This is a genomic window from Methylorubrum populi, from assembly GCF_002355515.1.
Classification (GTDB): Bacteria; Pseudomonadota; Alphaproteobacteria; order Rhizobiales; family Beijerinckiaceae; genus Methylobacterium; species Methylobacterium populi_A.
This window is the reverse complement of the sequence record NZ_AP014809.1, coordinates 2,800,729-2,822,124: the sequence shown is the minus strand read 5'-3', so window position 1 is coordinate 2,822,124 and position 21,396 is coordinate 2,800,729. Positions and strand designations below refer to the sequence as shown.

General features: G+C 69.4%; 38 protein-coding genes. 15 read left to right on the top strand and 23 right to left on the bottom strand.

Going from position 1 to position 21,396, the window contains the following annotated elements; translation table 11 throughout:
* The first annotated feature begins 616 nt into the window (after positions 1–616).
* A complete protein-coding gene (locus MPPM_RS12900) occupies positions 617–1,822 on the top strand; it encodes a tyrosine-type recombinase/integrase (protein WP_096485415.1) in 1,206 nt (401 codons plus the stop codon).
* Here MPPM_RS12900 and MPPM_RS29345 read toward each other — a convergent pair.
* The 8 genes from MPPM_RS29345 to MPPM_RS12860 all read right to left on the bottom strand — a co-directional run bounded on the left by MPPM_RS29345 (position 1,736) and on the right by MPPM_RS12860 (position 6,290).
* On the bottom strand, positions 1,736–1,936 hold the full coding sequence (locus tag MPPM_RS29345; RefSeq protein WP_157914187.1) for a helix-turn-helix transcriptional regulator: 201 nt from the start codon (positions 1,934–1,936) through the stop codon (positions 1,736–1,738). The two genes, MPPM_RS12900 and MPPM_RS29345, sit on opposite strands and share 87 nt — an antisense overlap.
* 55 nt (positions 1,937–1,991) lie before the next feature.
* The gene (locus tag MPPM_RS12890) at positions 1,992–2,501 is read right to left on the bottom strand and encodes a phosphohydrolase (protein ID WP_096485413.1); all 510 of its coding nucleotides are present in this window, start codon (positions 2,499–2,501) and stop codon (positions 1,992–1,994) included.
* A complete protein-coding gene (locus MPPM_RS12885) occupies positions 2,498–2,977 on the bottom strand; it encodes a hypothetical protein (RefSeq protein WP_197705077.1) in 480 nt (159 codons plus the stop codon). The genes MPPM_RS12890 and MPPM_RS12885 overlap by 4 nt, the downstream gene beginning before the upstream one ends.
* Entirely contained in the window at positions 2,974–3,204 is a 231-nt protein-coding gene (locus MPPM_RS28010; RefSeq protein ID WP_157914186.1) for a hypothetical protein, read from the bottom strand. The genes MPPM_RS12885 and MPPM_RS28010 overlap by 4 nt, the downstream gene beginning before the upstream one ends.
* A gap of 122 nt (positions 3,205–3,326) precedes the next feature.
* Positions 3,327–3,635 carry a hypothetical protein gene (locus MPPM_RS12875; protein WP_096485411.1) on the bottom strand — a complete coding sequence of 103 codons (309 nt, stop codon included), beginning with the start codon at positions 3,633–3,635 and terminating at the stop codon, positions 3,327–3,329.
* Positions 3,632–4,777, bottom strand: a complete 1,146-nt coding sequence (locus tag MPPM_RS12870; protein WP_096485410.1) for a phage Gp37/Gp68 family protein — start codon at positions 4,775–4,777, stop codon at positions 3,632–3,634. The genes MPPM_RS12875 and MPPM_RS12870 overlap by 4 nt, the downstream gene beginning before the upstream one ends.
* A 5-nt stretch (positions 4,778–4,782) precedes the next feature.
* Entirely contained in the window at positions 4,783–5,868 is a 1,086-nt protein-coding gene (locus MPPM_RS12865) for a hypothetical protein (protein WP_197705076.1), read from the bottom strand.
* Complete coding sequence (locus MPPM_RS12860) at positions 5,865–6,290, bottom strand: ASCH domain-containing protein (RefSeq protein WP_096485408.1); 426 nt, start codon at positions 6,288–6,290, stop codon at positions 5,865–5,867. Before MPPM_RS12860 ends, MPPM_RS12865 begins: the two co-directional genes overlap by 4 nt.
* A gap of 150 nt (positions 6,291–6,440) precedes the next feature.
* Between MPPM_RS12860 and MPPM_RS12855 the strand changes: the two genes are divergently transcribed.
* Entirely contained in the window at positions 6,441–6,725 is a 285-nt protein-coding gene (locus MPPM_RS12855) for a hypothetical protein (protein ID WP_157914185.1), read from the top strand.
* Positions 6,726–6,765: 40 nt separating this feature from the next.
* On the opposite strand, the gene MPPM_RS12850 is transcribed toward MPPM_RS12855, so the two are convergent.
* From MPPM_RS12850 to MPPM_RS12800, 13 genes are all read right to left on the bottom strand, one after another.
* Positions 6,766–7,218: a hypothetical protein gene (locus tag MPPM_RS12850; RefSeq protein ID WP_096485406.1), complete on the bottom strand. Its 453-nt coding sequence runs from the start codon at positions 7,216–7,218 to the stop codon at positions 6,766–6,768.
* Positions 7,215–7,655 (bottom strand): helix-turn-helix domain-containing protein, encoded by a 441-nt coding sequence (locus tag MPPM_RS12845; RefSeq protein WP_244573553.1) that lies wholly within the window; start codon positions 7,653–7,655, stop codon positions 7,215–7,217. The genes MPPM_RS12850 and MPPM_RS12845 overlap by 4 nt, the downstream gene beginning before the upstream one ends.
* A gap of 1 nt (position 7,656) precedes the next feature.
* On the bottom strand, positions 7,657–7,884 hold the full coding sequence (locus MPPM_RS28005; protein WP_157914184.1) for a hypothetical protein: 228 nt from the start codon (positions 7,882–7,884) through the stop codon (positions 7,657–7,659).
* Position 7,885: 1 nt separating this feature from the next.
* Positions 7,886–8,941, bottom strand: coding sequence for an AAA family ATPase (locus tag MPPM_RS12840; RefSeq protein ID WP_096485404.1), 1,056 nt, complete (start codon positions 8,939–8,941; stop codon positions 7,886–7,888).
* Positions 8,938–9,927, bottom strand: a complete 990-nt coding sequence (locus MPPM_RS12835) for a PD-(D/E)XK nuclease-like domain-containing protein (RefSeq protein WP_096485403.1) — start codon at positions 9,925–9,927, stop codon at positions 8,938–8,940. The genes MPPM_RS12840 and MPPM_RS12835 overlap by 4 nt, the downstream gene beginning before the upstream one ends.
* A gap of 5 nt (positions 9,928–9,932) precedes the next feature.
* Positions 9,933–10,280: a hypothetical protein gene (locus tag MPPM_RS12830; RefSeq protein ID WP_096485402.1), complete on the bottom strand. Its 348-nt coding sequence runs from the start codon at positions 10,278–10,280 to the stop codon at positions 9,933–9,935.
* Entirely contained in the window at positions 10,273–10,473 is a 201-nt protein-coding gene (locus MPPM_RS12825; RefSeq protein ID WP_096485401.1) for a hypothetical protein, read from the bottom strand. The genes MPPM_RS12830 and MPPM_RS12825 overlap by 8 nt, the downstream gene beginning before the upstream one ends.
* Complete coding sequence (locus tag MPPM_RS28000) at positions 10,466–10,606, bottom strand: hypothetical protein (protein WP_157914183.1); 141 nt, start codon at positions 10,604–10,606, stop codon at positions 10,466–10,468. The genes MPPM_RS12825 and MPPM_RS28000 overlap by 8 nt, the downstream gene beginning before the upstream one ends.
* Before the next feature lie 57 nt (positions 10,607–10,663).
* Positions 10,664–10,927 carry a hypothetical protein gene (locus MPPM_RS12820; RefSeq protein ID WP_096485400.1) on the bottom strand — a complete coding sequence of 88 codons (264 nt, stop codon included), beginning with the start codon at positions 10,925–10,927 and terminating at the stop codon, positions 10,664–10,666.
* A 143-nt stretch (positions 10,928–11,070) separates the two neighbouring features.
* Entirely contained in the window at positions 11,071–11,382 is a 312-nt protein-coding gene (locus MPPM_RS12815; protein ID WP_096485399.1) for a hypothetical protein, read from the bottom strand.
* Positions 11,379–11,756, bottom strand: a complete 378-nt coding sequence (locus MPPM_RS12810; protein WP_096485398.1) for a hypothetical protein — start codon at positions 11,754–11,756, stop codon at positions 11,379–11,381. Before MPPM_RS12810 ends, MPPM_RS12815 begins: the two co-directional genes overlap by 4 nt.
* A complete protein-coding gene (locus MPPM_RS12805) occupies positions 11,753–12,001 on the bottom strand; it encodes a hypothetical protein (protein ID WP_157914182.1) in 249 nt (82 codons plus the stop codon). Before MPPM_RS12805 ends, MPPM_RS12810 begins: the two co-directional genes overlap by 4 nt.
* 94 nt (positions 12,002–12,095) lie before the next feature.
* Positions 12,096–12,308, bottom strand: coding sequence for a hypothetical protein (locus tag MPPM_RS12800; RefSeq protein WP_096485396.1), 213 nt, complete (start codon positions 12,306–12,308; stop codon positions 12,096–12,098).
* 183 nt (positions 12,309–12,491) lie between these two features.
* Here MPPM_RS12800 and MPPM_RS12795 point away from each other — a divergent pair, with 183 nt between their 5' ends.
* Positions 12,492–12,749 (top strand): hypothetical protein, encoded by a 258-nt coding sequence (locus tag MPPM_RS12795; protein ID WP_133090676.1) that lies wholly within the window; start codon positions 12,492–12,494, stop codon positions 12,747–12,749.
* Here the strand turns inward: MPPM_RS12795 and MPPM_RS12790 are convergent.
* Positions 12,746–13,318, bottom strand: a complete 573-nt coding sequence (locus MPPM_RS12790; RefSeq protein ID WP_157914181.1) for an XRE family transcriptional regulator — start codon at positions 13,316–13,318, stop codon at positions 12,746–12,748. The two genes, MPPM_RS12795 and MPPM_RS12790, sit on opposite strands and share 4 nt — an antisense overlap.
* Positions 13,319–13,417: 99 nt before the next feature.
* Here MPPM_RS12790 and MPPM_RS12785 point away from each other — a divergent pair, with 99 nt between their 5' ends.
* On the top strand, positions 13,418–13,666 hold the full coding sequence (locus MPPM_RS12785; RefSeq protein WP_096485393.1) for a helix-turn-helix domain-containing protein: 249 nt from the start codon (positions 13,418–13,420) through the stop codon (positions 13,664–13,666).
* A 163-nt stretch (positions 13,667–13,829) separates the two neighbouring features.
* On the opposite strand, the gene MPPM_RS12780 is transcribed toward MPPM_RS12785, so the two are convergent.
* On the bottom strand, positions 13,830–14,075 hold the full coding sequence (locus MPPM_RS12780; RefSeq protein WP_096485392.1) for a hypothetical protein: 246 nt from the start codon (positions 14,073–14,075) through the stop codon (positions 13,830–13,832).
* A 113-nt stretch (positions 14,076–14,188) separates the two neighbouring features.
* Here MPPM_RS12780 and MPPM_RS27995 point away from each other — a divergent pair, with 113 nt between their 5' ends.
* The 11 genes from MPPM_RS27995 (at position 14,189) to MPPM_RS12735 (ending at position 21,097) form a co-directional block, all read left to right on the top strand.
* Positions 14,189–14,338 (top strand): hypothetical protein, encoded by a 150-nt coding sequence (locus MPPM_RS27995; protein WP_157914180.1) that lies wholly within the window; start codon positions 14,189–14,191, stop codon positions 14,336–14,338.
* A gap of 787 nt (positions 14,339–15,125) precedes the next feature.
* Entirely contained in the window at positions 15,126–15,299 is a 174-nt protein-coding gene (locus tag MPPM_RS27990) for a hypothetical protein (protein ID WP_157914179.1), read from the top strand.
* Between the two features lie 64 nt (positions 15,300–15,363).
* Entirely contained in the window at positions 15,364–15,711 is a 348-nt protein-coding gene (locus tag MPPM_RS12775) for a Gp49 family protein (protein ID WP_096485391.1), read from the top strand.
* Between the two features lie 2 nt (positions 15,712–15,713).
* Positions 15,714–16,034 (top strand): hypothetical protein, encoded by a 321-nt coding sequence (locus MPPM_RS12770; RefSeq protein ID WP_096485390.1) that lies wholly within the window; start codon positions 15,714–15,716, stop codon positions 16,032–16,034.
* A gap of 71 nt (positions 16,035–16,105) precedes the next feature.
* The gene (locus MPPM_RS12765; RefSeq protein ID WP_162296267.1) at positions 16,106–16,678 is read left to right on the top strand and encodes a RuvC family protein; all 573 of its coding nucleotides are present in this window, start codon (positions 16,106–16,108) and stop codon (positions 16,676–16,678) included.
* A complete protein-coding gene (locus MPPM_RS12760) occupies positions 16,678–16,932 on the top strand; it encodes a hypothetical protein (protein WP_096485389.1) in 255 nt (84 codons plus the stop codon). Before MPPM_RS12765 ends, MPPM_RS12760 begins: the two co-directional genes overlap by 1 nt.
* On the top strand, positions 16,929–17,606 hold the full coding sequence (locus tag MPPM_RS12755; RefSeq protein ID WP_096485388.1) for a hypothetical protein: 678 nt from the start codon (positions 16,929–16,931) through the stop codon (positions 17,604–17,606). The genes MPPM_RS12760 and MPPM_RS12755 overlap by 4 nt, the downstream gene beginning before the upstream one ends.
* A 5-nt stretch (positions 17,607–17,611) precedes the next feature.
* Positions 17,612–17,911: a hypothetical protein gene (locus MPPM_RS12750; RefSeq protein WP_096485387.1), complete on the top strand. Its 300-nt coding sequence runs from the start codon at positions 17,612–17,614 to the stop codon at positions 17,909–17,911.
* Positions 17,908–19,029 (top strand): ATP-dependent DNA helicase, encoded by a 1,122-nt coding sequence (locus MPPM_RS12745; protein WP_096485386.1) that lies wholly within the window; start codon positions 17,908–17,910, stop codon positions 19,027–19,029. The genes MPPM_RS12750 and MPPM_RS12745 overlap by 4 nt, the downstream gene beginning before the upstream one ends.
* A complete protein-coding gene (locus MPPM_RS12740; protein ID WP_096485385.1) occupies positions 19,026–19,652 on the top strand; it encodes a hypothetical protein in 627 nt (208 codons plus the stop codon). Before MPPM_RS12745 ends, MPPM_RS12740 begins: the two co-directional genes overlap by 4 nt.
* Positions 19,649–21,097 carry a primase-helicase family protein gene (locus tag MPPM_RS12735; protein WP_096485384.1) on the top strand — a complete coding sequence of 483 codons (1,449 nt, stop codon included), beginning with the start codon at positions 19,649–19,651 and terminating at the stop codon, positions 21,095–21,097. Before MPPM_RS12740 ends, MPPM_RS12735 begins: the two co-directional genes overlap by 4 nt.
* Positions 21,098–21,396: the final 299 nt, after the last annotated feature.

Sequence of the window (21,396 nt, the reverse complement as noted above, 5' to 3'; positions counted from 1 at the left end):
TAACACTTGTTATTTATATCAACTCGGGACTAACTGGTTAAATTCCTGATATTAATGCATCGTTTCGAGATACATCGCTCGTCAGCGATCAGAACTACGCTCAGTTGCACGAATAATTCAGGGTCAAATTGCAAGTAAATCGGTTCAACGGAGCGCTGTGCTCGGATTGATCGTCTGCGCGGCAAGCGCTGATCGAGCGGCGCAGTCCGGTCGCCCCTAGTCAACCTCTCTCGCGCCCTTTTCGCCTGCAGGTCGCATGTGGATCGGGGAACTGACCGGGCGCGGCGAGCTCGGGCGCACACGCGCTCCACCGGCCGTCACGAGAGCAGCAGATAGAAGGTATCGGCACCCGAACCATTGGCTTCAGGGTGCGGCGCATCCGAGACCTGCGCTAAGTGCCTGATCCGATTGGTGGGCGGTGAGGGACTCGAACCCCCGACCCTCTCCGTGTAAAACAGATGTCCGCCAGTAATCGGCGATCATCCCGCGCTTACCAGCCTCCCAAACCGCTTGAGGACGTGCACGTTTTCGCCGATACCATCTCCGTCTCGCGCGGGGCGCGCGTCGGCGCTGGCCCCATCTGCTTACTACCTGCTTACCGGACGCTTACCAGCCGATGCGCCTCACGAACCAATCGGCGGCAGCTCTGAAGGTGCCGGAGGGGAAGGCCTACGTCATCGTCTTCGACGAGGATCTGGCCGGGTTCGGGATGCGGGCGAACGCGGGCGGCTCGCGGGTCTGGGTCGTGCAGTACCGCAACGCCACCGGGCAGACGAAGCGGGAAACCCTCGGCAAGGTCGGCGTGCTGTCCGCGACCGATGCCCGGCGCGCGGCGGCCGAGCGGCTCGCTCGCGTGCGGCTCGGCGCCGACCCGAGCGCGGAACGGGAGGCCGAGCGAAAGCGCGCGGCCGTTACCGTCGCCACGAAGATCCCGGCATACCTTGAGGCGCTGGCGCCGCGGGTACGCGCGAAGGGGCTCGGCGAATCGACCTACTACCTGCAGAAAGCGTGGGCGCCGCTGCACAAGACGCCGGTCGATGGCGTGACGCGGGCGCAGGTCGCCGAGCGGCTGGGCGAGATCGCGAAGGGCTCGGGACCGCACGCCGCGAACCGGGCGCGCACGACGCTCTCCTCCTTCTTCACGTGGCTGATCGCGGAAGGTGCAGCCGAGGCGAACCCGGTCGTCGGCACCCGCAAGCCGATCAAGGAAGAGCGCCGGCAGCGCGTGCTTCGGCCGGAGGAAATCGCGGCCATCCTGAAGGCGCTACCGGAGGGCGATTTCGGCCGCATCGTCCGGCTGCTGCTGCTGACCGCGCAGCGGCGGGACGAAGTCGCGGAGATGGCGTGGGCGGAGGTCGATCTCGCGGCCGGGATCTGGCACCTGCCAGAGGAGCGGACGAAGAACAGCCTCCCGCACGACGTGCCGCTGTCCTACGCCGCGCTCTCGATCCTGGCGGGCGCGCCCGCGATCGTCGGGCGGGATCTCGTGTTCGGGAGCGGGGTCGGCGGCTTCCAGGGCTTCACCCGGGCGAAGGCTGCGCTCGACAAGGCGTCGGGGGTCACCGGCTGGCGGCTGCACGACCTGCGCAGGACCGCCGCCACCGGCATGGGAAACCTCGGGGTGCTGCCGCACGTCGTCGAGGCCGTGCTGAACCACATCTCGGGCACAAAGGCCGGGGTCGCGGGCGTCTACAATTACGCCCTCTACAACCCGGAGAAGCGGGCGGCCCTCGACCTATGGGCCGCCCACCTTGCGGGTCTCGATCCAAGCATCAAGATCGCCCCGCCGGACGCCGAAGCACCGCTCGCTGAGACGAAGTAGGGGCGGCCCTTCGCCCCTCTTGCAGATCTGGCGGAGCGTGGTCGGCGAGACACCGAGTTCGCGGGCGACGTCGGGGAAGCGGACGACCCTCCGGACGGGATCGGTCGGCGGCATGACTTGGCTCCTGCTGGATGAAGAGGGCTCGTGCGCCCGGCGGTCGGTGCTGGCGCTACGCATCTCGGCCTCGTGCGGTGGTGGTGGATGGTGTCGGGGCGAGCGCGGCGCGCAGCATCTCCGCTGATCGCTGGTAGCGCAGGGCGTGATCTGGAGACGCATTCGGTAGGGCCCGCGCCGGGTCGAGGTTGTCCTCGTTGTCGGAGAGCTTCACGATCATCGCGAGCCGATCGCCGCTGGCGATGATGCCGGCGACGCATTCGAGGTACGGCTTGCCCGGCGGTCGGGTGAGCAGTTGGACGGCCTGCACGACAGCCGGATCGAAACCAGCGTCGAGAAGGTCGTCCGCCTCGGTTCCCGTATCCTCGATCGTGTCGTGCAGCCATCCGACCTGCTGGCACCATTTGGCGTGCTGGATCGGCAGCCCCATCGCCTCGGCATGCGCGCGGGCGCGGGCTGCGACGCGTCCGAGATGCCCGGTATAGGGCGCGCCGCCCTTGTCGACTTGGCCGGCGTGGACGCGGCGGGCGAATGCCTCGGCCGCGGGGGAGACGGTCGCCTTCATCGGCCGTCCTCCCCGAGATACGGCAGCAGCGGCGTGCTGCTCTGGGTCTCGTGTGCGATCCGCATGGGCTCGCGCATGGCCTCGCCGAGGGTGACGCTGGAGCCCGGCGGGACGGTGTTCGCCAGGAACTCGTCCTCGAAGACGACGATGCCGACCTCGACCGCTTCGAGCTTCGCCTTGATGACCAGGGCGAGCGCCCGCCAGCTCGCACGGCAGGCCTGCTCCCATGCTGCCTCGGCGACGTTGGCCGCCCGCAGCTTGCCGGTCTCGGTGTGCGTGAAAGCGCGGTCCTTCTGATCGGGCATCGGCACCCGGAAGAGGATGCGGCGCCCGCGCATCGCGAACGAGACGGCGGCGCGCTCGTCGCTCTCCATGTGCATGAACTCGTTGGCCCCGTAGCGCCGGACTGTCGTCCGGATCTCGGCGATGCTGCGGTCCATCGAGACCGACGTGTCGGCGGCGAAACGGCGGGTCACGCGGCTGCTCCCTTGCTCGTCGCCTCGGTCGGCCGCACGCCGTGCTCGGCCAGGGCCTCGAGGTCGGGGATCATCTCCGCGACGATCTCGCGCCGGCTGTAGGTCCAGCCCGGCAGGCAGGCGTGCCAGTAGTGCCCGCCGTACCCGTTCACCCGGACGAAGCCGGGCAGGTTCGCCCATGTCGTCCACCACTCACCGCGGCGCGGGCGGGCGAGATCAATGTGCACGACGGATTCGGCGCCTCTCGTGCTCGGATTGGCGATCGCCGCGCGGAGGGCTCGGGCCGCTTCACCGGCGACGCGGCGCTCTTCGTCGGTCGGCGGCGGGAGAGGCTTTGAGGCTCGCTTCGTCACAGCACGACACTCCGACCGGGATAGGCCTTCGCATAGGCGCCGAGCACGCGGGCGAGCTGGCCGGGAAGCATCTTGCCGTTGGTGTCGAAGGCGTCGGGCACCAGTTTCCGGAACGCCGCAGCCTGCCGAGCCCGGTTCATCTGCAGGGGGCATTCGGTAACGGTCCGGAACGTGACGGGTCCGCCTCCGTGCCAAGAGGCGGCGTCTGCGGCGCAGGCTTCGGGCTGCGCCTGATCTGCCCAGAGCGGATAGGCGTTGGGGTCGCCGCAGATCGGGCATGGCGGCTTCGGGGCGCGGGCGCTCATATCCGCACCTCGGGCATGCCGTTATGCTCCACTCCATCGAGGAGGCGGCCGGCGGTCTTCTTGCCGACGCGGACCACGGCGACTTCGCCGGCGGCCTCGTCCGGCCAGCGATCGTCGGGAATGTCGAGGTCGCCGTCGGCGGACAGGATCATCCAGTCGCCGCGGCCCTGCCAGCCAGCCTCATCGGCGCCTGCGCTCTGATCGATCGCCGCCCAAGCCCCGTGCTGCTTGAAGTGGAAGGCGACGCCGGCCGCTGCGCACTGGTCGCGGATGCTGCGGGCCCATGCCGGGTGCATCGGCCGTGCGTTCGGGCCGCTCTCTCCGCCAACGATCATCCAATCGAGCGCAGGATGGCAGTCCGCCCCGCCGAGCCATCCCTCCTCGGTCTGTAGCCATGCGAGGCCGGAGCGAAGGGCGTCTACGCGTCGGCCCGGCTCGCTCAGCAGGTCGAAGAATGAGATCGGCCCAAGCAGCGGTTCAGCGCTGACGAAGCGGACGGCCGCGGGTGTCGCGAGCAGGTCCGGCACGCGCTCGTCGGCGCGCCGCTGATCCTCGGCCGAGACGCCCAGCCAGAGGTTCTTCAGGGGCCAGAGCGGCCAGGAGCTTTGCACGTTGCCGAGCTTCAGGTTCTCGGCTGCCGCCCACGCGTTCCAGCCCGCGCCGCCCTTCGGGTCGCGGCTATTCTTGCCGGGTCCGATGATCTCGGCGAGCGCCTCCAGCGCCGCGATGATCCGGGCGACGACATCGGGGGCCGTCAGGTAGGCGCGGGCTCTGGCCGAGCGCTTCGTGAGCACCTGGAACGTGTGCTGCGGTGATGCTGCCATGACGGCGAACACCTGGTCGAGCACCTCGTCTGCCACCTCCGGGTGGAACAGGTCGCCGTGCGCGGCCACGAAGATGTTGCGGCCGCGGGTCCAGAGCATCGGCTGCAGGAGCCATTCCTCGTTGAACCGGACCTTCCCGTTCCACACCGGGCCGGCCTTGCTCGGGACCGTCAACCCTTCGCGCGAGGGGTGGTGCTGAAGCCGCGTGCCGGCGAGCTTCATCGCGTAGCAGTTCGTGCAGCCGGGGCTCTCAAGGGAGCAGCCGGTTACGATCTGCCACGTCGCGTCGGTCCATTCGATGGTGCTGGTCTCGGCCATGACGATTACTCCGCAGCCATCAGAATGGAAGGCGCCGCGAAGTCCTCGGCGCGCAGGTGCTTGCCGGCGGGCGTGACGAGGCTGAGGATGTGCGGGACGCGAAGGACTTCGGCCTCTGCCTCTTCGCGCGTGTAGCGACCGGCGAAGGTCATGTCTGCGGTGTAGCCGCAGTATTGCGGGCCGTAATAGCAGTCGTTCTTGCGTGACCAGATCCGGTAAACGGGCTCTGATCCGAACGCGATCCTCTTCAGCAGCGCCGCGCGCTCGAAGTCCTCGCCCCTGACGGCGCGGCCGATCTCTCGCTCAAGCTGCTTGCGGCGAGCCTCTTCGTTCCGCTTCCGCCGGAGTTCTGGCGGCGGCGCGGTGAACATCTCGAAGGCCGAGGCGAAGGTGACGCCGAACCGGCCGACCTGAATGGCCCACCGGTCGTTGAGCGAGTAGAAGGCGCGACCCCGCAGAACGCGGCCCTTGCGGTCGATGAACCACGCGACTGAGCCGTGCTCCAGGAGCCCGCCGTCCTTCGTTGCACGGCACCGATCGCCGTTGGTGTAGCGGGCCCGGCCCAACTCGGGCGCATAGTGGCCTGACGCGCGGGCGTTTTGCTCGATCCATGCCGCGGCCGGCAGTTCACCGGCCCCAGCCCCGCAGCGAGGGGTGCGCCGCTCGCGGATCGTCAGCTCGGCACGCGCGCCCAGCCATGCCAGGATGCGCCGCGCCTCCAAGTCCATCCGCAGGCGGTCGAGGTACGGCGCGCGGTCGCGCTTGTCGAAGTCATAGCGCCGACCGTTGCGGTTCTCCTGCACGGCGCGCTCGGACCAGAACGTCACCTCGATGGACCGTCCGTGGCATTCGCCCCTCGCGCGCAGGTCTCCGCGCTCGGCGACACGGTAGCCCTTGCTGATGCAGCGGTGGCGCTTCAGCACCTCCGGATCGGCCGTGACGCGCCAGCCTCGCCGCCGCATCCAGGCGGTCAGCGGCTCGAAGATCTCGGATCGAAAGGTCGGGTCGTTCGGGTCGTCCTGCCAGATGCCAACGGACGTGTCGTGCAGGTTGATGTCGAGCTTGCGGGATACCTCGGGCATGGCGGTCACTCGGCTGCAAGGGGAAGGACGGGGGCGTCGGCGAGAGGCTGCCAGCGGATCAGCACGCCCTCGAAGGCGATGCGATCGCCCTCCTCCGGCGGGTGCTCGGCCCACCAAAAGCGGGCCATGTCTTCGACGCTCTCGAAGCCGTCCTCGCGCGCGAAGGTGTCCATCCGCGCCGGGCTGAGCAGCTCGCCGCCCACCTCGAATAGCTCGGTCGCGCTGCGCTCGGAGAAGCACAGGCGCACGGGCATGACAGAGAGGCAGGTCGGCCGGCCGAGGAGCCGGCAGTGCTTCGTCCGCATCCCGGTGTAGAGCTGCAGCTGCTCGCCCTGCCGAGCGTGCCGCTTCCGGTCGGCGCGGATCGTCTGCGCCTTGGTGCCGGCGAGGATCGGCGGGCCGAACCGCTTCTTGAAGCTGTAGGCGACCATGGGCGTCACTCCGCGGCGAGAGAGGTCGAGGGGAGGCGGCGGGCGGCGACGGCTGGGCGGCGCGGATAACGTCCGATTGTGCCCGCGGTCCGATCGACAACAGACGAGCCGCGAGCCAAAAGCCTGTCGCCGAGACCAAGGAGAATCAGGGTGGCTGGTGACAAGCGATCAGGGCTGCCGATGCTGGTGCCGGAACCCCCGAGTGAGCTGGAGACGCTGAAGGCGCGCCTTGCAGTCGCCGAAGAGCGCGAGCAGGCCATGCGCCTCGTGCTGCGCGCGCTGACCACCAGCCTTCGCCCGTTTGGGTTCAGCCGGCAGCGGTTCCTCCGCTGCGTGCGTGAGGAAGGCAGAGACGCGCCGACCGATGGTCCGGCCTCGGTTCGGCACACGGTGTTTGAGCAGGAAGCCCGGCGGGTGTTGCGGGAAGCGCGCTGAGGATCGCCGCCCGCGAAGCTGTCGATGATCAGGGGGCGCATCAGGCTGCTTTCCTCGGGCGATAGGTCTGGGCGTGGCGCACGGCGTCGGCGTAGGAGGCGCCCTGGAGCGCCCGCCACGCGCGGCGGCACCATTCGAGGTTGAGACGGTCGATCGCGGCCTCTGCCGGCGGCAGGCTGAGCGCATGGGCAAGGAAGGACGCGACGCGCTCCTCGGCGATCGTCCGACCGTTCGGGCAGTGGCGCAGGGCCTCGCCGATCAACCGCTCGACCTGGCGCTCGCGCAGCATGGCGCGGGCCTCGCGAGTCTTCTCGCCGGCTGGGAGCCCGATTGCGGTGCCGTCGGGCGCGCACGGAGCCCACGCCTCGGGGCAGACCGTGCAGGCCCAGACCTGGGCGTCGAGCAGGTCCGGCTCGCGGGTGCCGGCCTCGCGACCGGTGATCCGCTCGCACTCGGTGCCGCAATCGGCGCAGTAGATGCCGAGGGCGCTCATGCCGCCCTCTCGGCAGAGGGCCACGCGGGATAGTCGGCCGCATCAGCCGCGACGATCCCGTCGAAGATCTGGATGCTCTCGGGCGTCAGCCTCCAGCCGCGCCCCCAGATCGTCTCGATGTGGATGCGGGTCTGCGCCTCCATGAGCTTGCGCCGGATCTTGCAGATGAAGACGTCGACGATCTTCTGCTCCGGCGCGTCCTCCCACGTGCCGTACATCGCGATCATCGCGCGCTCTTTGTGGAGGATGCCGGGTGCGGATGCGCGCAGTGCCCGCATCATCCGCTGTTCGGAGGTCGTAAGCCGCCAGTCCTTCGGCAGCACCATGAAGGGCACGAGGATGTCTTCGAGCTGGCGAATGGTCTCGCGAAGGGTGTCGCGCTCTTCGAGCAGGGCGATGACCTGAGAGCGCGTCAGGTGGTGAGCGTGCGCGTTCATCTCAGGCGACTCCCTGGCAGCGGATGACGGAAAGGTCGGTCCGTGCGTCGGGACCGGTGAGCGCTGCGGCCTGCGCGGCGAACAGGGCGGCATGCTCGCGGGGGAGCACCAAACCACCGACGATGTTGCCGGCCTCGTCGTAGAGGCGGACGATCAGGCTGCCGCAGGTGCAGCGGGGTTCGGGGCAGCCTGCGAGGCTGATGCCGCGAGCGGAGAAGGACTCGGCCATGTCAGGCGGCCTCCCCGCGCGCGGCGAGTTCGTCGTCGGCTGGGAAGCTGTCGTCTGGCGGGCGATCGTCCGCATCCGCCATCAGGTCGCGCAACTCGTCCTCGATCTCGTCGACGGCGGCGCGCTGCCCCTCGCTCAGCCGATCGCGCCAGAGCCCGAACGTGTCGCTGCCGGCGCGCGCTTTCTCACGGGCGGCAGTGAGGAGTTCGGTCTTGCGGTCGCGGGGGCCGTTGGGCGACGGCGCCCTGCCCTCGTCCGGCTTGCTGGTCGGTCGCGACACCTCGACCGTGCCGCCCTGCGCCCACTGCGCGAGGTTGCGGCCGATCTCCTCGTCGAGGGGCTGCTCCTTCAGCAACAGCTCGCGGAACTGCTCCGGCAGCTTCAGCATGCGCCGCTCGCCGGGATAGTCCGTCTTCCAAGTCGGCACGCCGCGGGCGCCCGGCAGCAGCAGGGCGTTCACCGTCATCTCGAACAGGAATTCCTCGCCCGCGATCGGCATGTAGCCGAGCTCGGTCGGCGAGCCGCCGCCCTTGATCTTGAGCTTTTCCTTGGCGCGGAAGCAGAAGATGAAGTTGGCGTTGAGCCCGAGCACGCCGTTGATGAACTGGCGCCGCTGCTTGGCCGGCACGATCCAGGCCGAATAGGTCGCCTTCTGACGCTTGCTCTCGTTGTCGCCCGCGATCCGGTCGAGCTCGGCCTCCTGGGTCATCAGGTAGCCGCCGACGCCCTCGTGCTCGTGGCTCATCGAATCCACGATGATCGTGCGGGCACCCTTGCCGACGCAGTATTGGAGCGCGGCGAGGTAATCGAGCGAGCCGAAGGGCGCGCCGAACTCGACGTGGCGGAAGCGGAAGCGGTCGGCGTAGTGCAGCGCGCGCTTCGACTCGGTATCGACGACAAAGATGTCGCCGCCGGCCACCTGCTGGATGCCCTGCGCGAGGCGGAGGGCGCTGAAGGTCTTGCCCGAACCGGACGGGCCGAAGAGACCGACGAGGAGCGGCACCTGCTGGCGAACCGCTTCCTTGTCCTCGAAGGTGCGAACGGGAGGCTTGGTCACGCGGCGATCTCCTGATCGGGGGCGGCGGTCGAGTGGGCCAACACCAGGGCCGTGCCGAACTCGCGGAAGAGGGGGTCAGCGGCCTCGCGGGCTTCCCACTGCGCGGCGGGCCATGCCGGCGCCTCGACGCGGCTGATGCCGGCCGCGTAGCCGGGCCACCGCCCGGTGCGCAGGCACTCGCGGAACAGGACGGCCGCCGTGATGGCCTTACGCTCGCCGAGCCACTGCTGCTCGCCGGAGAGCTCGATCACGCGGCACTCGAACGGCTCGACCGTCTCGACGAAGACGAAGCGCATGCGCACCCGGCCCATCAGGTCGGGCACCAGCCGCGTCAGGCCGCGGCGATACCAGTGCTCCTGGATGTCCAGGCCCTCGGCGATCTTCGTCGCGATGGCGCGGTCCGAGAGGCCGGCCGAAGTCGTCTTGAGATCCCAGATCAGGTGCGGTTCGGGACCACGCCAGTCGAGTTGCGCCCTGCCCCACAGCCCGAGCCGATCCTGCCAGACGAGCGAGGTCTCGCCCGCGCCCTGCTCGAATGCGCCCTTGGTCTCCGGCGTCTCGGCGAGCCGGGAGCGCACCGCCGCGACCATGCGCTCGGCCTTGAGGAGGTCGCAGGACAGGACCGGCGTCAGCCCGGCGGCGAGCGCCTCGTCGCGCTCCTCCTGTGCGGCCTTCGTCGCGTAGGTCTCGACAGCCTCGCCGGCCTTGTTCGTCGCGGTGATGACGTGGATGCCGCGCCCTTCGCCCGTCAGGATCTCGTGGGCGACGGACCCGAGATCCATCTTCCGGTTCTTGCTGTCCTCGGTCTGCGGCGTCAGGCGCGGATGCTTGGCGTGGGCGTGCCGGGGCGTCTCGCTGATGATCGCGCGGGCGATCGACGAGGACAGGCTCGGGCCCGGTGCCGGGTCCGCGTGATAGAGCGCCGCCGGCATCCGGTAGAGGCCGGGGCCGGGCACGCGCCCCTCGTTGTGGTCGATGATCCGCATGGCGCTCACTCCGCGGCGGCGGCCCGGGCGGATTGCGCCAGGGCGACGAGGTAATCGGGGTCGAAGGGTTGCTCGGCCGCCCGGATCACATCGGCGGTAAGCGGCCGCAGCACCGGGAGCGGCCCGGCCTCGTGGTCGGGCGTGCCGGTGGCGGCGTTCACAGTGCTCACGATGGCGAGCGCGCGGGCGCGGTCGTCGGACTGGCTGCCGGTCGGCAGGACGATGAAGAACGTGTGCCCGTCGGCGTCGCGGATCTCGCGGCCGAGGGGGCCGCCGACGCGCAGCGGTAGCCGGACGCCGAGGGCAAGGAACAGGTCGGCGAGCTGCTGCTGGTCGGGGGTGCGGTCAGCCACGGGCGGCCTCCGGGGTGAAGGTGCGCTCGGTGCCGTCGCCGGAAGCGGCGAGCAGCTCGCGGGCGATGAGGCGGGCGCCGGCTCGGTTGAGATCGAACTCGGCGACGCGCTCGCCGTCCGGGCGGGATGCGACGAGGCGCGGGCCGGCATCGGTGCGCTCGACGAACAGGGCGAGGGGCGTGTCCTCAGCCATCCGCGCGGCCCTCCCCGTCGTCGGCCGCCTGCTGGGCGCACCCGTCGTCGTAGGCACGGAAGGCCGCGTAGGCGGTGAGGCCGGCGGTGCCGGCGAGCGTCAGGATCCAGGGGAGGTTGGCGAGCGTGCTCATGGATGGCGCCGCGACAGGAGGGCGGGCGCCGGGCCGGAGACCGACCCGGCGGACGGGTCAGGCTTTGCGCTTGCAGCCGCGGGCCTTGTACGCGCAGGCGAGCTCGTGCTCGGCGCGCGGCGAGGCCCGGTCCTTGATCGTGCAGGTGACGTAGCCGTCCTTGTCCGAGTCCTGCCCGGAGCATCCGACGAAGTCGGCCTGCGAGCGGTCGGCGATCTCGCGGGCGCCGAGTTCGGCGACCTGCCGCTCGGTGTCGGCGAGTTGGTAGGGACCGCAGGCCGCGAGGGGCAGGAGGGCGGCCAAGGCGAGGATGCGCTTCATAGGTCGTGCTCGTGGATGGTGCAGGGGCGTGTCCCGGCCCCGCGGTCGGGATCAGCGGCGGAAGAAGCGGCGGAGCCGGTAGAGTCGGCGGGCGACCGACCACGCGCCGATCAGCGCGAGGGCATCGACGACGAGGCCGAACATCAGGCGGCCTCGCGGGAGTCGGCGGTGGTGGCGTTGACCCGAACCGCGACGAGGCGGCCGAGCAGGGCGGCGGCCTCACGCTCGAGGCGGGCCGCGTAGGCGGCGACCGTCGCGGGGTCGGTGCCGTCGCGGGCGGCCTGCTCGATCAGGCCGATGCCGGAGGCGAGCGTGCGCAGCGCGCCCTCGGCCTGCGAGGCGCCGCCGATCAAGAGGCCGGCGGCGAGGCCGAACGTGCGAGCGGAGTCGCGCTCGGCCTGTATGATGACGGAGAGGGGCGTGCCGGTGTCGGCGACGGTGGGAGCGGCGCTCATGATGCCCTCGCGATGATGCCGAGGTCCTGGGAGCCGAGGCGGTGCTCAGCGTCGGGCTCGCTCCGCAGCGGGAACAGGCCGTAGGTCTGGCCAGCGCGGCGGCCGGTGGTGGCGGTCGAGATCGGGCGCACCAGGGCCTCGCGACCGGTCAGCTTCCACGCCTCGGCAGCAGCGGCGGCCGCAGCATTCGCCTCCGCCGGATCGCGGTGCAGGTCGCCGATGCGGAGGGGCGATTCCTCGACGCTGAGCACGTCGGGGCCGGAGATCTCGCGGACGACGTCCCACGTGCCGGCGGTGCGCTGGCGGACGCGGAAGGTCGCGACCACGGGGGAGAGCGGCAGGCTCACCGCGTCGGAGCGAAGCGGGGCGTTCACTGGCCACCCCGCTGCGTGAGCGGCTTCGTCTGCAAGACGATATCGGCCGGCGCAATGTGCGGGGATTGCAGGTGGGCGATCAGCGCCCGCCAAGCATAAGCCTCGCAGGTCTCGGGATACCGGTGCTGCCGATGGCAGTCGGCGCGAGTCCCCTTGCGGCGCCGGTTGAGTTGCTTGGCGAAAGCCCGCTGCCAGACATCGACCATCGCCTCGGTCATGGTCTCGGGCATCGAGAGGGCGTTCACGCGCGCCCCCACCGGTGATGACCGACAGCGAACAGGGCGCCGACGATCAGGATGCCGGCGAACGGCGCGAGGTTGGCGAGGAAGGCGGCCATGGTCAGGCGGCCTTCGCTGCGAGGGCGGCCACGACGCGGCAGCCGAGCTTGCGAACGAGGATCTCGCGGGCGCCCTTCTTGGGGGCGAAGCCGCCGCCGGCGCGCTTCACGGCCATGCCGTGGAAGACGTGGGAGAGTTCGGCCGAGCCCGCGTCACGGACCTGGAAGAACTGGCCGGCGAGGTCCTGGACGATGTGGGTGTAGGGCTGGGGCACCGTGCGGCTCCATCGGCTCGTTGAGCGGCGATGGGCACAACGTGCCCTGAATGGGCACGCTCGTCAAGCCCATAATGGGCACATTGCGGTTTCCCCGCTTTCCACAGGCGAGGACGATATGGGCATTATCCGCTTGCTTTGTTCTCTTTCTGTTCCATCCTTGAGGTCTCACAGGAGACCGAAATGGGGCAAATCACGACTCACGCGGTGCAATCGTTCGTACGCACGAAGAAGGGGCGGATCGGCAGACTCGAGACCCGCTCATGCTCTTCCCCGGAAGGTGCTACCCGCCTTGCTCAACGCCTCGTCGAGCAAGGGCGTGTGCTCGGCGCGCAGGCCTTCACGCAGGAGACGAACACGCTCACGGGTGAATGTGAGTCGCTTCGCTTCATCGGCACGTTCGGGGTGGTGTGTGACCCTGACGACGAGATCCCGTTCTAGGCGGGCTTGATCCACTGGACTTTCGCGGACCACTCGACCTCTTCGTCCCGCATGGGCTCGTAGTGTCCGGTCGAGATCAAATCGAACGTGCCGGGGTCGCGGCCCCGGTACACCTTCTTCACGTAAACGCGCTCGTTCGGCAGCCAGACCACACAGAGTTGGTTCACCCACTCGTCCGGCACGCTTCGGACGCGCTTGTCGTAATAGAGGATCCACCGGTCCTCAGCGACGCCGGGCATGGAGTCGCCCTTAACTCTCACCGCTACCGTTTCGTCGGACGCGCCCGGCGGACGGTCGACGGTCTCAAGCGAGCCCTCGTCCTCGCCGTAGTAGGTGATCATCGAGCCGGCTCCGACGTAGCCGACCACGTCAACCAGCATCGAATCGGCGACGAGTGCCCCAGGGTCAACGCGCAGCGCTACGGCCGCACGGCTGATCCACACGTCCGATAGGCGGCGTGCGCCGCTCTCCAGCTTCGCGATCTGATTTCGTGTCGTGTTCATACGGTCCGCGAGTTCGGTCTGGGAAAGCTCCCGCTCCGTGCGCAGCCGTTTGAGGTTGTTCGCCATGGGCCGGACTGTGCCCAAAGCCTTCGCCTGTGAGCAGAGCACAAGGTGGGCACGATTGGCGTTTGACGATGTGCCCATCATGGGCATATATCTTCGGACATGCAGCTCGATGCCTACCTTCGCGCGAACGATCTGACCGACGAGGCTTTCGCCAGACGTCTTGGTCCGGGTGTTTCGGCATGGGCCGTGAGGAAGTGGCGATACGGACAGCGCATCCCGCGGCTCGCGCAGCAGAGGCGCATCCGAGAAGCAACTGACGGCGAAGTGACCGCGAACGACCTGATCGCGGCTGCTGAAGACTGCGCGGTCCGCCAAGCGGCCGCCGCTGCAAGCGACGAGGCCGCCTGATGCGCGCCCTCGCTCCCTTCTCCTGGCTCTCGCGCTGGCTGGACCGGCGCATTGACGCGCGGATCGCGGCGCACGAGTGCGCCCAGCCTGTCAGATATCGGCAGCTTGCCGAAGAGGCCGCTGCCGATATCCGTGCTGTGACAGCAATAGCGGCGAGGATGGTCTAGATGTCCTTCGCCAACATTGAGCGCACCGCGTGCCGTAACTCTGCTTGGATCTCTGGCGGTGTCTCCGGCGCCTGTGACATCGCGAGTTCGAGGAATCTTTCTGCGTCCTTTGCCAGTTCTTCGGTCAAGCCGGGATGCATCTTGTCCAGGCGATTGATGAGGACCGGCAAAAGAATAGAGGCCGCTACGCCTCTTACGTTCAGTCGGGTCTGCTGCGGCAAATCCCGGATACTGTCCGTCATCACAAGCTCCTTGGTGTGTGGCAACACTCAAGGTAGCGGGCCGGACGGGGCTGTCGAGCGTCAGGCTCGGCGCCTCGTCCGAGCTTGCCCCTCGCTCGCGAGGGCGGCCTGACATGATCGCGCTCGCCCTCATCTTCGCGGCGACCGGCCTCGTTAGCCTTGTGAGCGCGGCTGTCACCGGCTCCACGGTCTCGCTCGCGTTCTCGCTGCTGGAGTTCGCAGCCTCCGGGCTGTGCGCGCTCGCTTGGGGGATCGTCCCATGAGCGCCGCCCTCCCCCTTTCCAGATCGGGCGGCTTCGGCCTCCCGTGCGCGGCGGGTGCGCTTCAGCCCCCAAGCATTCGCCGCGCTCCCCTTTCGAACCGCGCCGGAATGAACCGGCCGGTCGGGTCCGTCGTCACTGTTTCGGACGTCGGCGGACCCGTCCCCCATTCGCGCCGTTCCCGCGGCGCGTCCGTGGCCCATCGTGGGCGTCGCCTCGACTGCCGGGGCCTTCGGGCTCCGGCTTTTTCGAATTCCCATCGCCCCGGTCGAGCGCGTCGCTGCGCTCCCGATGGCGAGCGCGACGGTCGTGCGCCGGTCCCAAGCGGCCGCACGATCGTCGCGTCTCCTCCCGTGGCGGCTTCCGGCTCCCGAGCCGTCGGCCGCCTCTCCTACCCGCGCGTCTGCCTCCGCCGCCAAGCTGTCGGCCGTCGCGCTCCTGTGCCTCGTGCGTTCCGCTCCCTCCCTCATCTGCCCGCCCTCTCTCAGTGGTCCGAAGAAACCACAGAGGGATTTGAGGGTGTGCAAAAAGCTTTTGCGGGTGGCGCAAATGTCTAGCGCTGACGTTTCACGGGCCCAGACCTGGGCCGACGACTTGATCCGCTGGGAAGCGACAGGTTGGGGCGATGCCGGCAACGCAATGCGCCGGGTCGCTACTCGGGCGCGCGTCCCCTTCTCCAAGCTTTGGGCGCTGAAATACCGGCCGCCCAAGGAAATCGCCTCCCACGTCCTGTCCCGGCTCGAAGCCGTCCACGCCGCCGAGCGCGAGCGGCAACTCAGGAAGCTCGCCGATGAAGCCTCGCTCACCGCCACCGTCGCCGGGCCTGATCACGCTGCTGTTCGCGCGGCTGAGGCTCTTCTTCGTGCGGCTGACGGCGCCCCTGTGGAGCCGGGTCCGGACGTGGCGGCGGCGCCTGTGGGACCGGCTGCTCGGCGTCCGCGGCGGACGGCTGCCCCCGAACTGACCGACCTGCCCCTGTTCGGGGCGATGGAGCCGCGGCCGTAGCCGCTGAGCGAGAGGAGAGCAGCATGTCCCAAGACGAGATCAACCTCGAGACCGAGTTGAAGGCGAAGGGCCTCAACGCCCCGCGCCTCACGCCCGCGCTGATCGACGCCTGCATCGTGGGCGAGGCCTACCACGTCTTCCCCGGCACGACGCTGACCGTCTGCGCCCTCACCCTGCGCAACGGCTTCAACGTCACCGGCGAGAGCGCCGCGGCCAGCCCGGCGAACTTCGACCCGGAGATTGGCCGCCAGATCGCGCGGAAGAACGCCCGCGAGAAGATCTGGGCCTTCGAGGGCTATCTGCTCCGCGAGCGGCTTGCCGACCAGGCGTCCGCAGCGCGCGGCCAGGACGACGCGGTGCGGGTCGCCTGACGATGAGCGCCCTCGCCGATCTGAGCGATGCCGGCCTCGCGGACCTGATCACGTCGGTGCGCGACGAGATCGTGCGCCGGAATGGCCTGCTGCGGGACGACGCTTCGCCGACGGCGAGGAGCCTCGTCCAGGGCCGCCGCTACGTGCTGATTGCCCTCGCCCAGGCCGATGAGCGGCTGCGGGCCGGCCCCTCGACGCCGCTGCCGGCGGCCGATCTGCCTGCGATCGACGAGCCTCGCGTGCCGCGCCGTCCGCCCCTCGGCGGCGATCCCATGCGCCCGCACGACGGCAGCCGACTGCCGCCCGGTCGCTACCACCCCTGAAACGCGAACCGCCCGGCCTGCTGGGGAGCGGGTGCCGGGCGGTGGTCACAGCGAAGTCTCTGGAGGACACAATGGAAGCCACAACCGCACCGCTTTTTCAAGATGATGCGCAGCCTTCCGAGGCGGTGATTGATCTTCCTGACACGAAAACAGCCTGCATCGTCGCGATCGATCCCGGGCTGACCGGCGCCGTCGCCTTTTACTTCCCCAGCGCACCAGACCGCATTGCCGTCGAGGACATGCCTGTCGTCAACGGTGAGGTCGATTCGCACGGGTTGAACCGTCTGATCCAGCGGATGGGCCCGACGCTCGCGATCATCGAGCACGTCAACGCCATGCCCTCCATTCCGGGAAAGGGCGGACAGCGTCGCAGCATGGGAGCGCAGAGCGCCTTCAACTTCGGACGGGCCTTCGAGGCTGGGCGGACGACGCTGGCGCTGTCCGGTGCTCCGCTGCACCTCGCTCTGCCGAAGGACTGGAAGAAGCACTTCAGGCTGTCGGGCGGGGACGAGGGCAAGGAAGCTGGTCGCGCTCTCGCGATCCGGCTGTTCCCGGCGTGTGCCGAGCGATTCGCCCGAAAGAAAGACCACGGCCGCGCCGACGCGGCTCTGCTCGCCCGCTACGCCGCGGAGGTCCTCCGCTGATGTTCCGCTTCGCCTGCAAGATGATGGGCGCCGACCGGGACCGCCTCGCCTTCTGGCTGGCGGCCGGATGCTCGCTGGTGCTGAGCGAGGGCGTCTACCGCCTCGAGGCGGACCCCTCCTCGCCGGACCCGCGCCGCCCCTCCCCTGCGCCGGTGCCCGAGGCGCTCGCGCTCGCCGCGATCCAAGCCGGCGCGCCGATGCGGCGGGACGGCGACCTGTTCGGCTCCGTCGAGCCGCGGAGGCGTGCGGCATGATCCCAGCCGGACACAGCGCCGTCATGGCCTCGCGCCGCGAGCCGCCCGACAGCCTCGATTTCTTCCCGACCCCGCCTTGGGCAACGCGCGCGCTGCTGCGGCACGTCCTGCCGCGGGCGCTCAACGGCTACCACATCGCCTCTGCCTGGGATCCGGCCTGCGGCGAAGGGCATATGGCCGAGGTCTTTGCCGAGGACATCGCGATCGTGAGCGCGAGCGACGTCTTCGATTACGGGCGTGGCTACATCGTCGCCGATTTCCTTGATCCCGGCACGGCAGTGACGCCGCGCCCGAACCTGATCGGGTTCAACCCGCCGTTCAAGGTCGCCCTGCCGTTCGTCCGCCGGGCGCTGGACCTGACGGGCTGCGCCGTCGCGGCGCTTGTGCGCACCGCCTGGATCGAGGGCGTCGAGCGCTACGGCGAACTCTTCCGCGACCATCCGCCGACGCTGTTCGCCCCCTTCGTCGAGCGCGTGCCGATGACGAAGGGTCGATGGGACCCGGATGCGTCGACCGCCACCTCCTACGCGTGGTTCGTTTGGGTCGAGGGCGCGTCGCCGCTCGCGCCATTCTGGATTCCACCGGGGTGCCGCCAAGCCCTGACGCGGCCGGACGACCGCCGCCGCTTCGGCGTGGCCCCGCCGCCTGCCCCTCTGCTCATGGCTGCGGAGTAGGCGCCATGAACGAGCCGCACGAACTCCTCCGCCGCGACGCGCTCACCGACGACGCGCTCGCCTTGCTCGCCGACGCAACGAAGGCCGAGGGCCGGGCCGACGCGCTCGCCGCCATGCCGAATGGTTGCGCTCAGGCCGTGCGCGCCGAGGCCGCCCGCCTGCGCCGCGCGAGCGACGTGGCGCTCCTGCTCGCCGGCTTCGACGACACCATCCTCGACGCACTCGCCACCGGCTCGATGCAGAAGATGCTGCACGAGACTCGGCAGGCCGAGCGGCGCCGCAGGGCGCTCGGGGGCGGCCGATGAGCTGGTCCCCGCAGCAGGACGAGGCCCTACGCCGGATCGGCGCGTGGTATCGCGAATCCGACGATCAGGTGTTCTACCTCGGCGGCTACGCCGGCACGGGCAAGACGACGATCGCGAAGGAGGCCGCCGCCAGCGTCTCCAAGATGGCGCTGTTCGCCGCCTTCACCGGCAAGGCCGCGCTGGTGCTCGCCGGCAAGGGCTGCGTCGGCGCCCAGACCATCCACTCGCTGATCTACAAGGCGTTCGAGGAAGAGGATCTCGACCCGGTCACCGGCGAGGTGCTGCGCGTCACCATGCGCTACGGGCTCAACCCGCTCTCCGAGGTGGCGTCGGCCGATCTCGTCGTCGTCGACGAGTGCTCCATGGTGGGCGACCGCCTGGGCGAGGACCTGCTCTCGTTCGGCACGAAGGTGCTCGTGCTCGGCGACCCCGCGCAGCTGCCGCCGGTGCGGGGCGAGGGCTTTTTCACCCGGGTCGAGCCCGACTTCATGCTGACCGAGATCCACCGGCAGGCGGCGGACAACCCGATCATCCGCATGTCGATGGAGGTGCGCGAGGGGCGCCGCCTGCAGCGCGGGGCCTACGGCGACAGCCGCGTTATCGACGTCAGCGCGCTCGGCCAGCGCGTCGTCATGGGCGCCGACCAGGTCCTCGTCGGCCGCAACGCCACGCGCCGCACGGTGAACGCCAAGGTGCGGCGCCTGCTCGGTCGGGACCCGTCCGGCCCCCAGGTCGAGGACCGCCTCGTCTGCCTCAAGAACAACAAGGACAAGGGCCTGCTGAACGGCGGGCTCTGGACCGTCTCCGCGGTGAAGGGGCGGGAGGACGGCAAGGTCGCGCTCGGCCTGGATTCGATCGACATCAGGGGGCGCACGGCGGACGTGCGGGTCCCCGAGGCCTTCTTCACGGGCCGCGAGGAGGACGTGCCCTATCCGCTGCGGAAGGGCGCGGACGAGTTCACCTACGGCTACGCGCTCACCGTTCACAAGGCGCAGGGCTCGCAGTGGAACGACGTCCTGCTGATCGACGAATCCTCGACTTTTCGGGAGGATCGGGCGCGGCACCTCTACACCGGCCTGACGCGGGCCGCGCAGCGCGTGACGGTGGTGCTGTCATGAGCACCGCCCGCAACCCCTTCGCGGACGGTCCGCTGCCGGCGAACGCCCTGCGGGAGCGGGACATCGCCTTCTTCCGGGAGGGCGGCGCCAGCGTGTTCGCGCTCGCGGGCTACTGCGCCGACCCGCACGAGATCCAGCGACCATTCTCGACGCCGATGCAGCTCGGCTTCCGCGTGCGTCGCGAGCGGGTGTGTTTCTCGCGGCGCGGGCGCTTCGCGTTCGAGGCGGAGCTTCGCGGCGAGCCGGACGAGGCGGTACCGGCCTACGTCCTGCCGGCGATCGAGTCCGGCGCCATCGTCGACGAGGTGGCGTGGCATCCGCGCACGGGGCGGATCGCGACGCACGACGGGCGCGCTGGCCTGCTCGGTGCCGACCTGATCGAATCGTCGACCAAGGATGAGCCGGTGCGGCTCCTGTCCGACCCGCGGGCGTGGCTCGCGGCGTGGCGGCAGGGTGTGGTGGTGGTCGACGAGGCGCTCGCGCGGCCGGTGCTGCGCGAGGCGCGCTGCCCGCTACAGGTCGACAGCGTGGCGCAGGGTGAGGCGCTCGAGGCGATGTTGAGCAAGGTGCGGATGCCGCGGATCGTGGTGCCGGCCCATTCGGTGACGAGGGCCGCAGCATGACCTCCGTCCTCGACCTCCAGAAGGCCAAGCGCGAGCGGGCCAAGAAATCGGGAAAGCCGCTCGACGTCGAGCTCGACCCCGGCGGCTACGACCACGAGGCGATGAACGCCGAGTTCGCGTTCCTCCTCGTCGGATCGAAGGCGGTGGTGATCCGCGAGAATCCCGACGCCCCGATCGAGCAGCGGATCCGCTTCCTGACGCTCGACGCCTTCCGGCAGTGGTCGCTCAACCGCTGGACCGAGATCTACGACCCGTCTGCCAAGGACGTGAAGTCGGTGCCGTGGGCGAAGCGCTGGCTCGGCGCCCGCGACCGGCGCCAGTTCGACGGGGTCGAGTTCCATCCCGACGCCAACCCGGATCCGGCGAACGCCGGCGGCACGCCCGGCTACTTCAACCTGTGGCGCGGCTGGGGCTGCGAGCCGCGGAGGGGCGGCAAGTACGCCGTCTTCCGTGACCACCTGCTCAACAACATCTGCGGCGGGGACGAGGCTCTCTACGCGTGGGTGTTCGGGTTCTTCGCCCACATGCTCCAGCGCCCGCGCGAGCGCCTCGGCGTCGCCCTGGTGCTGCGCGGCGGGCAGGGCTCGGGCAAGACGAAGATCGGCGAGGTGTTCGGCTCGCTGATCCCGAGCCACTACTTCCTCGTCGACAGCGCCCGCTACCTCACCGGCAACTTCAACGCCCACATGGCCTCCTGCCTCCTGCTCCAGGCCGACGAAGCGGTCTGGGCCGGCGACAAGCAGGCGGAGGGACGGCTCAAGGGCCTGATCACCTCCGCCGAGCAGATGGTCGAATCGAAGGGCATCGACCCGATCCGGCTGCGCAACTTCGTGCGGGTCGTCATGACCTCGAACGAGGATTGGGTGGTGCCGGCCGGCAAGGACGAGCGGCGGTTTTGCGTGCTCGACGTCGACGGGCGCTGCGCCCAGAACTCGGCCTACTTCGCCGAGATGGACGACGAGCTCGCCGACGGCGGCCGTGAGGCGCTCCTCGCCGATCTCCTGGCTTTCGACCTTGCCAGCGTGGACCTGCGCCACGTGCCGCGCACGGCCGCGCTGCTGAGCCAGAAGATCCACTCGCTCGACCCGATCGACAGTTGGTGGCTCGACCGACTGATGGCGGGCGCCCCGACGCGGAAGTCGACGGATTGGCCAAGCTACATCTGGACCGACCTCGTGCGGGATGACTACCACGAAGCATCCGACCGACGAGGAGTCCGGCACAAGAGTGCAGAGACAATCCTCGGCGGCCGATTGCGCAAGCTCGTGCCGTTACTCCAGCGACAAAAGCGGAATTGGACCACGCCAGACGGTGACCGCCGCGTCTGGTGCTACGTGCTGCCTTCTCTGAAGAACTGTCGAACTTCATTCGAGAAGGCGATCGGGCAGGCCATTACTTGGGAAGATCAGTCCGATGAGCCCGAGTTCGAGCACCTGACCGAATGAAGATGCGCCCCACCTGCCCCACCTCGTTCTGAAGGTGGGGCGACTCTAACCCATTGATAACAAAGGCTCTGCCCCACCTGCCCCACCTGCCCCACCTCTACGCGCGCGTAGGAAAATCGGAACTTGCGCGCCTTGGGGGCTGGAAACGCACCGGATCCCGGCGCCCCGCCTGTGCTCCGAAATTACTCTAACCCTCAAAAAAGGTGGGGCAGGTGGGGCAGGTGGGGCAGAGCCAACGAAATCGAACACTTACACGCGCCCCACCTCGAATAGCAGGTGGGGCAAGGTGGGGCGCAGAG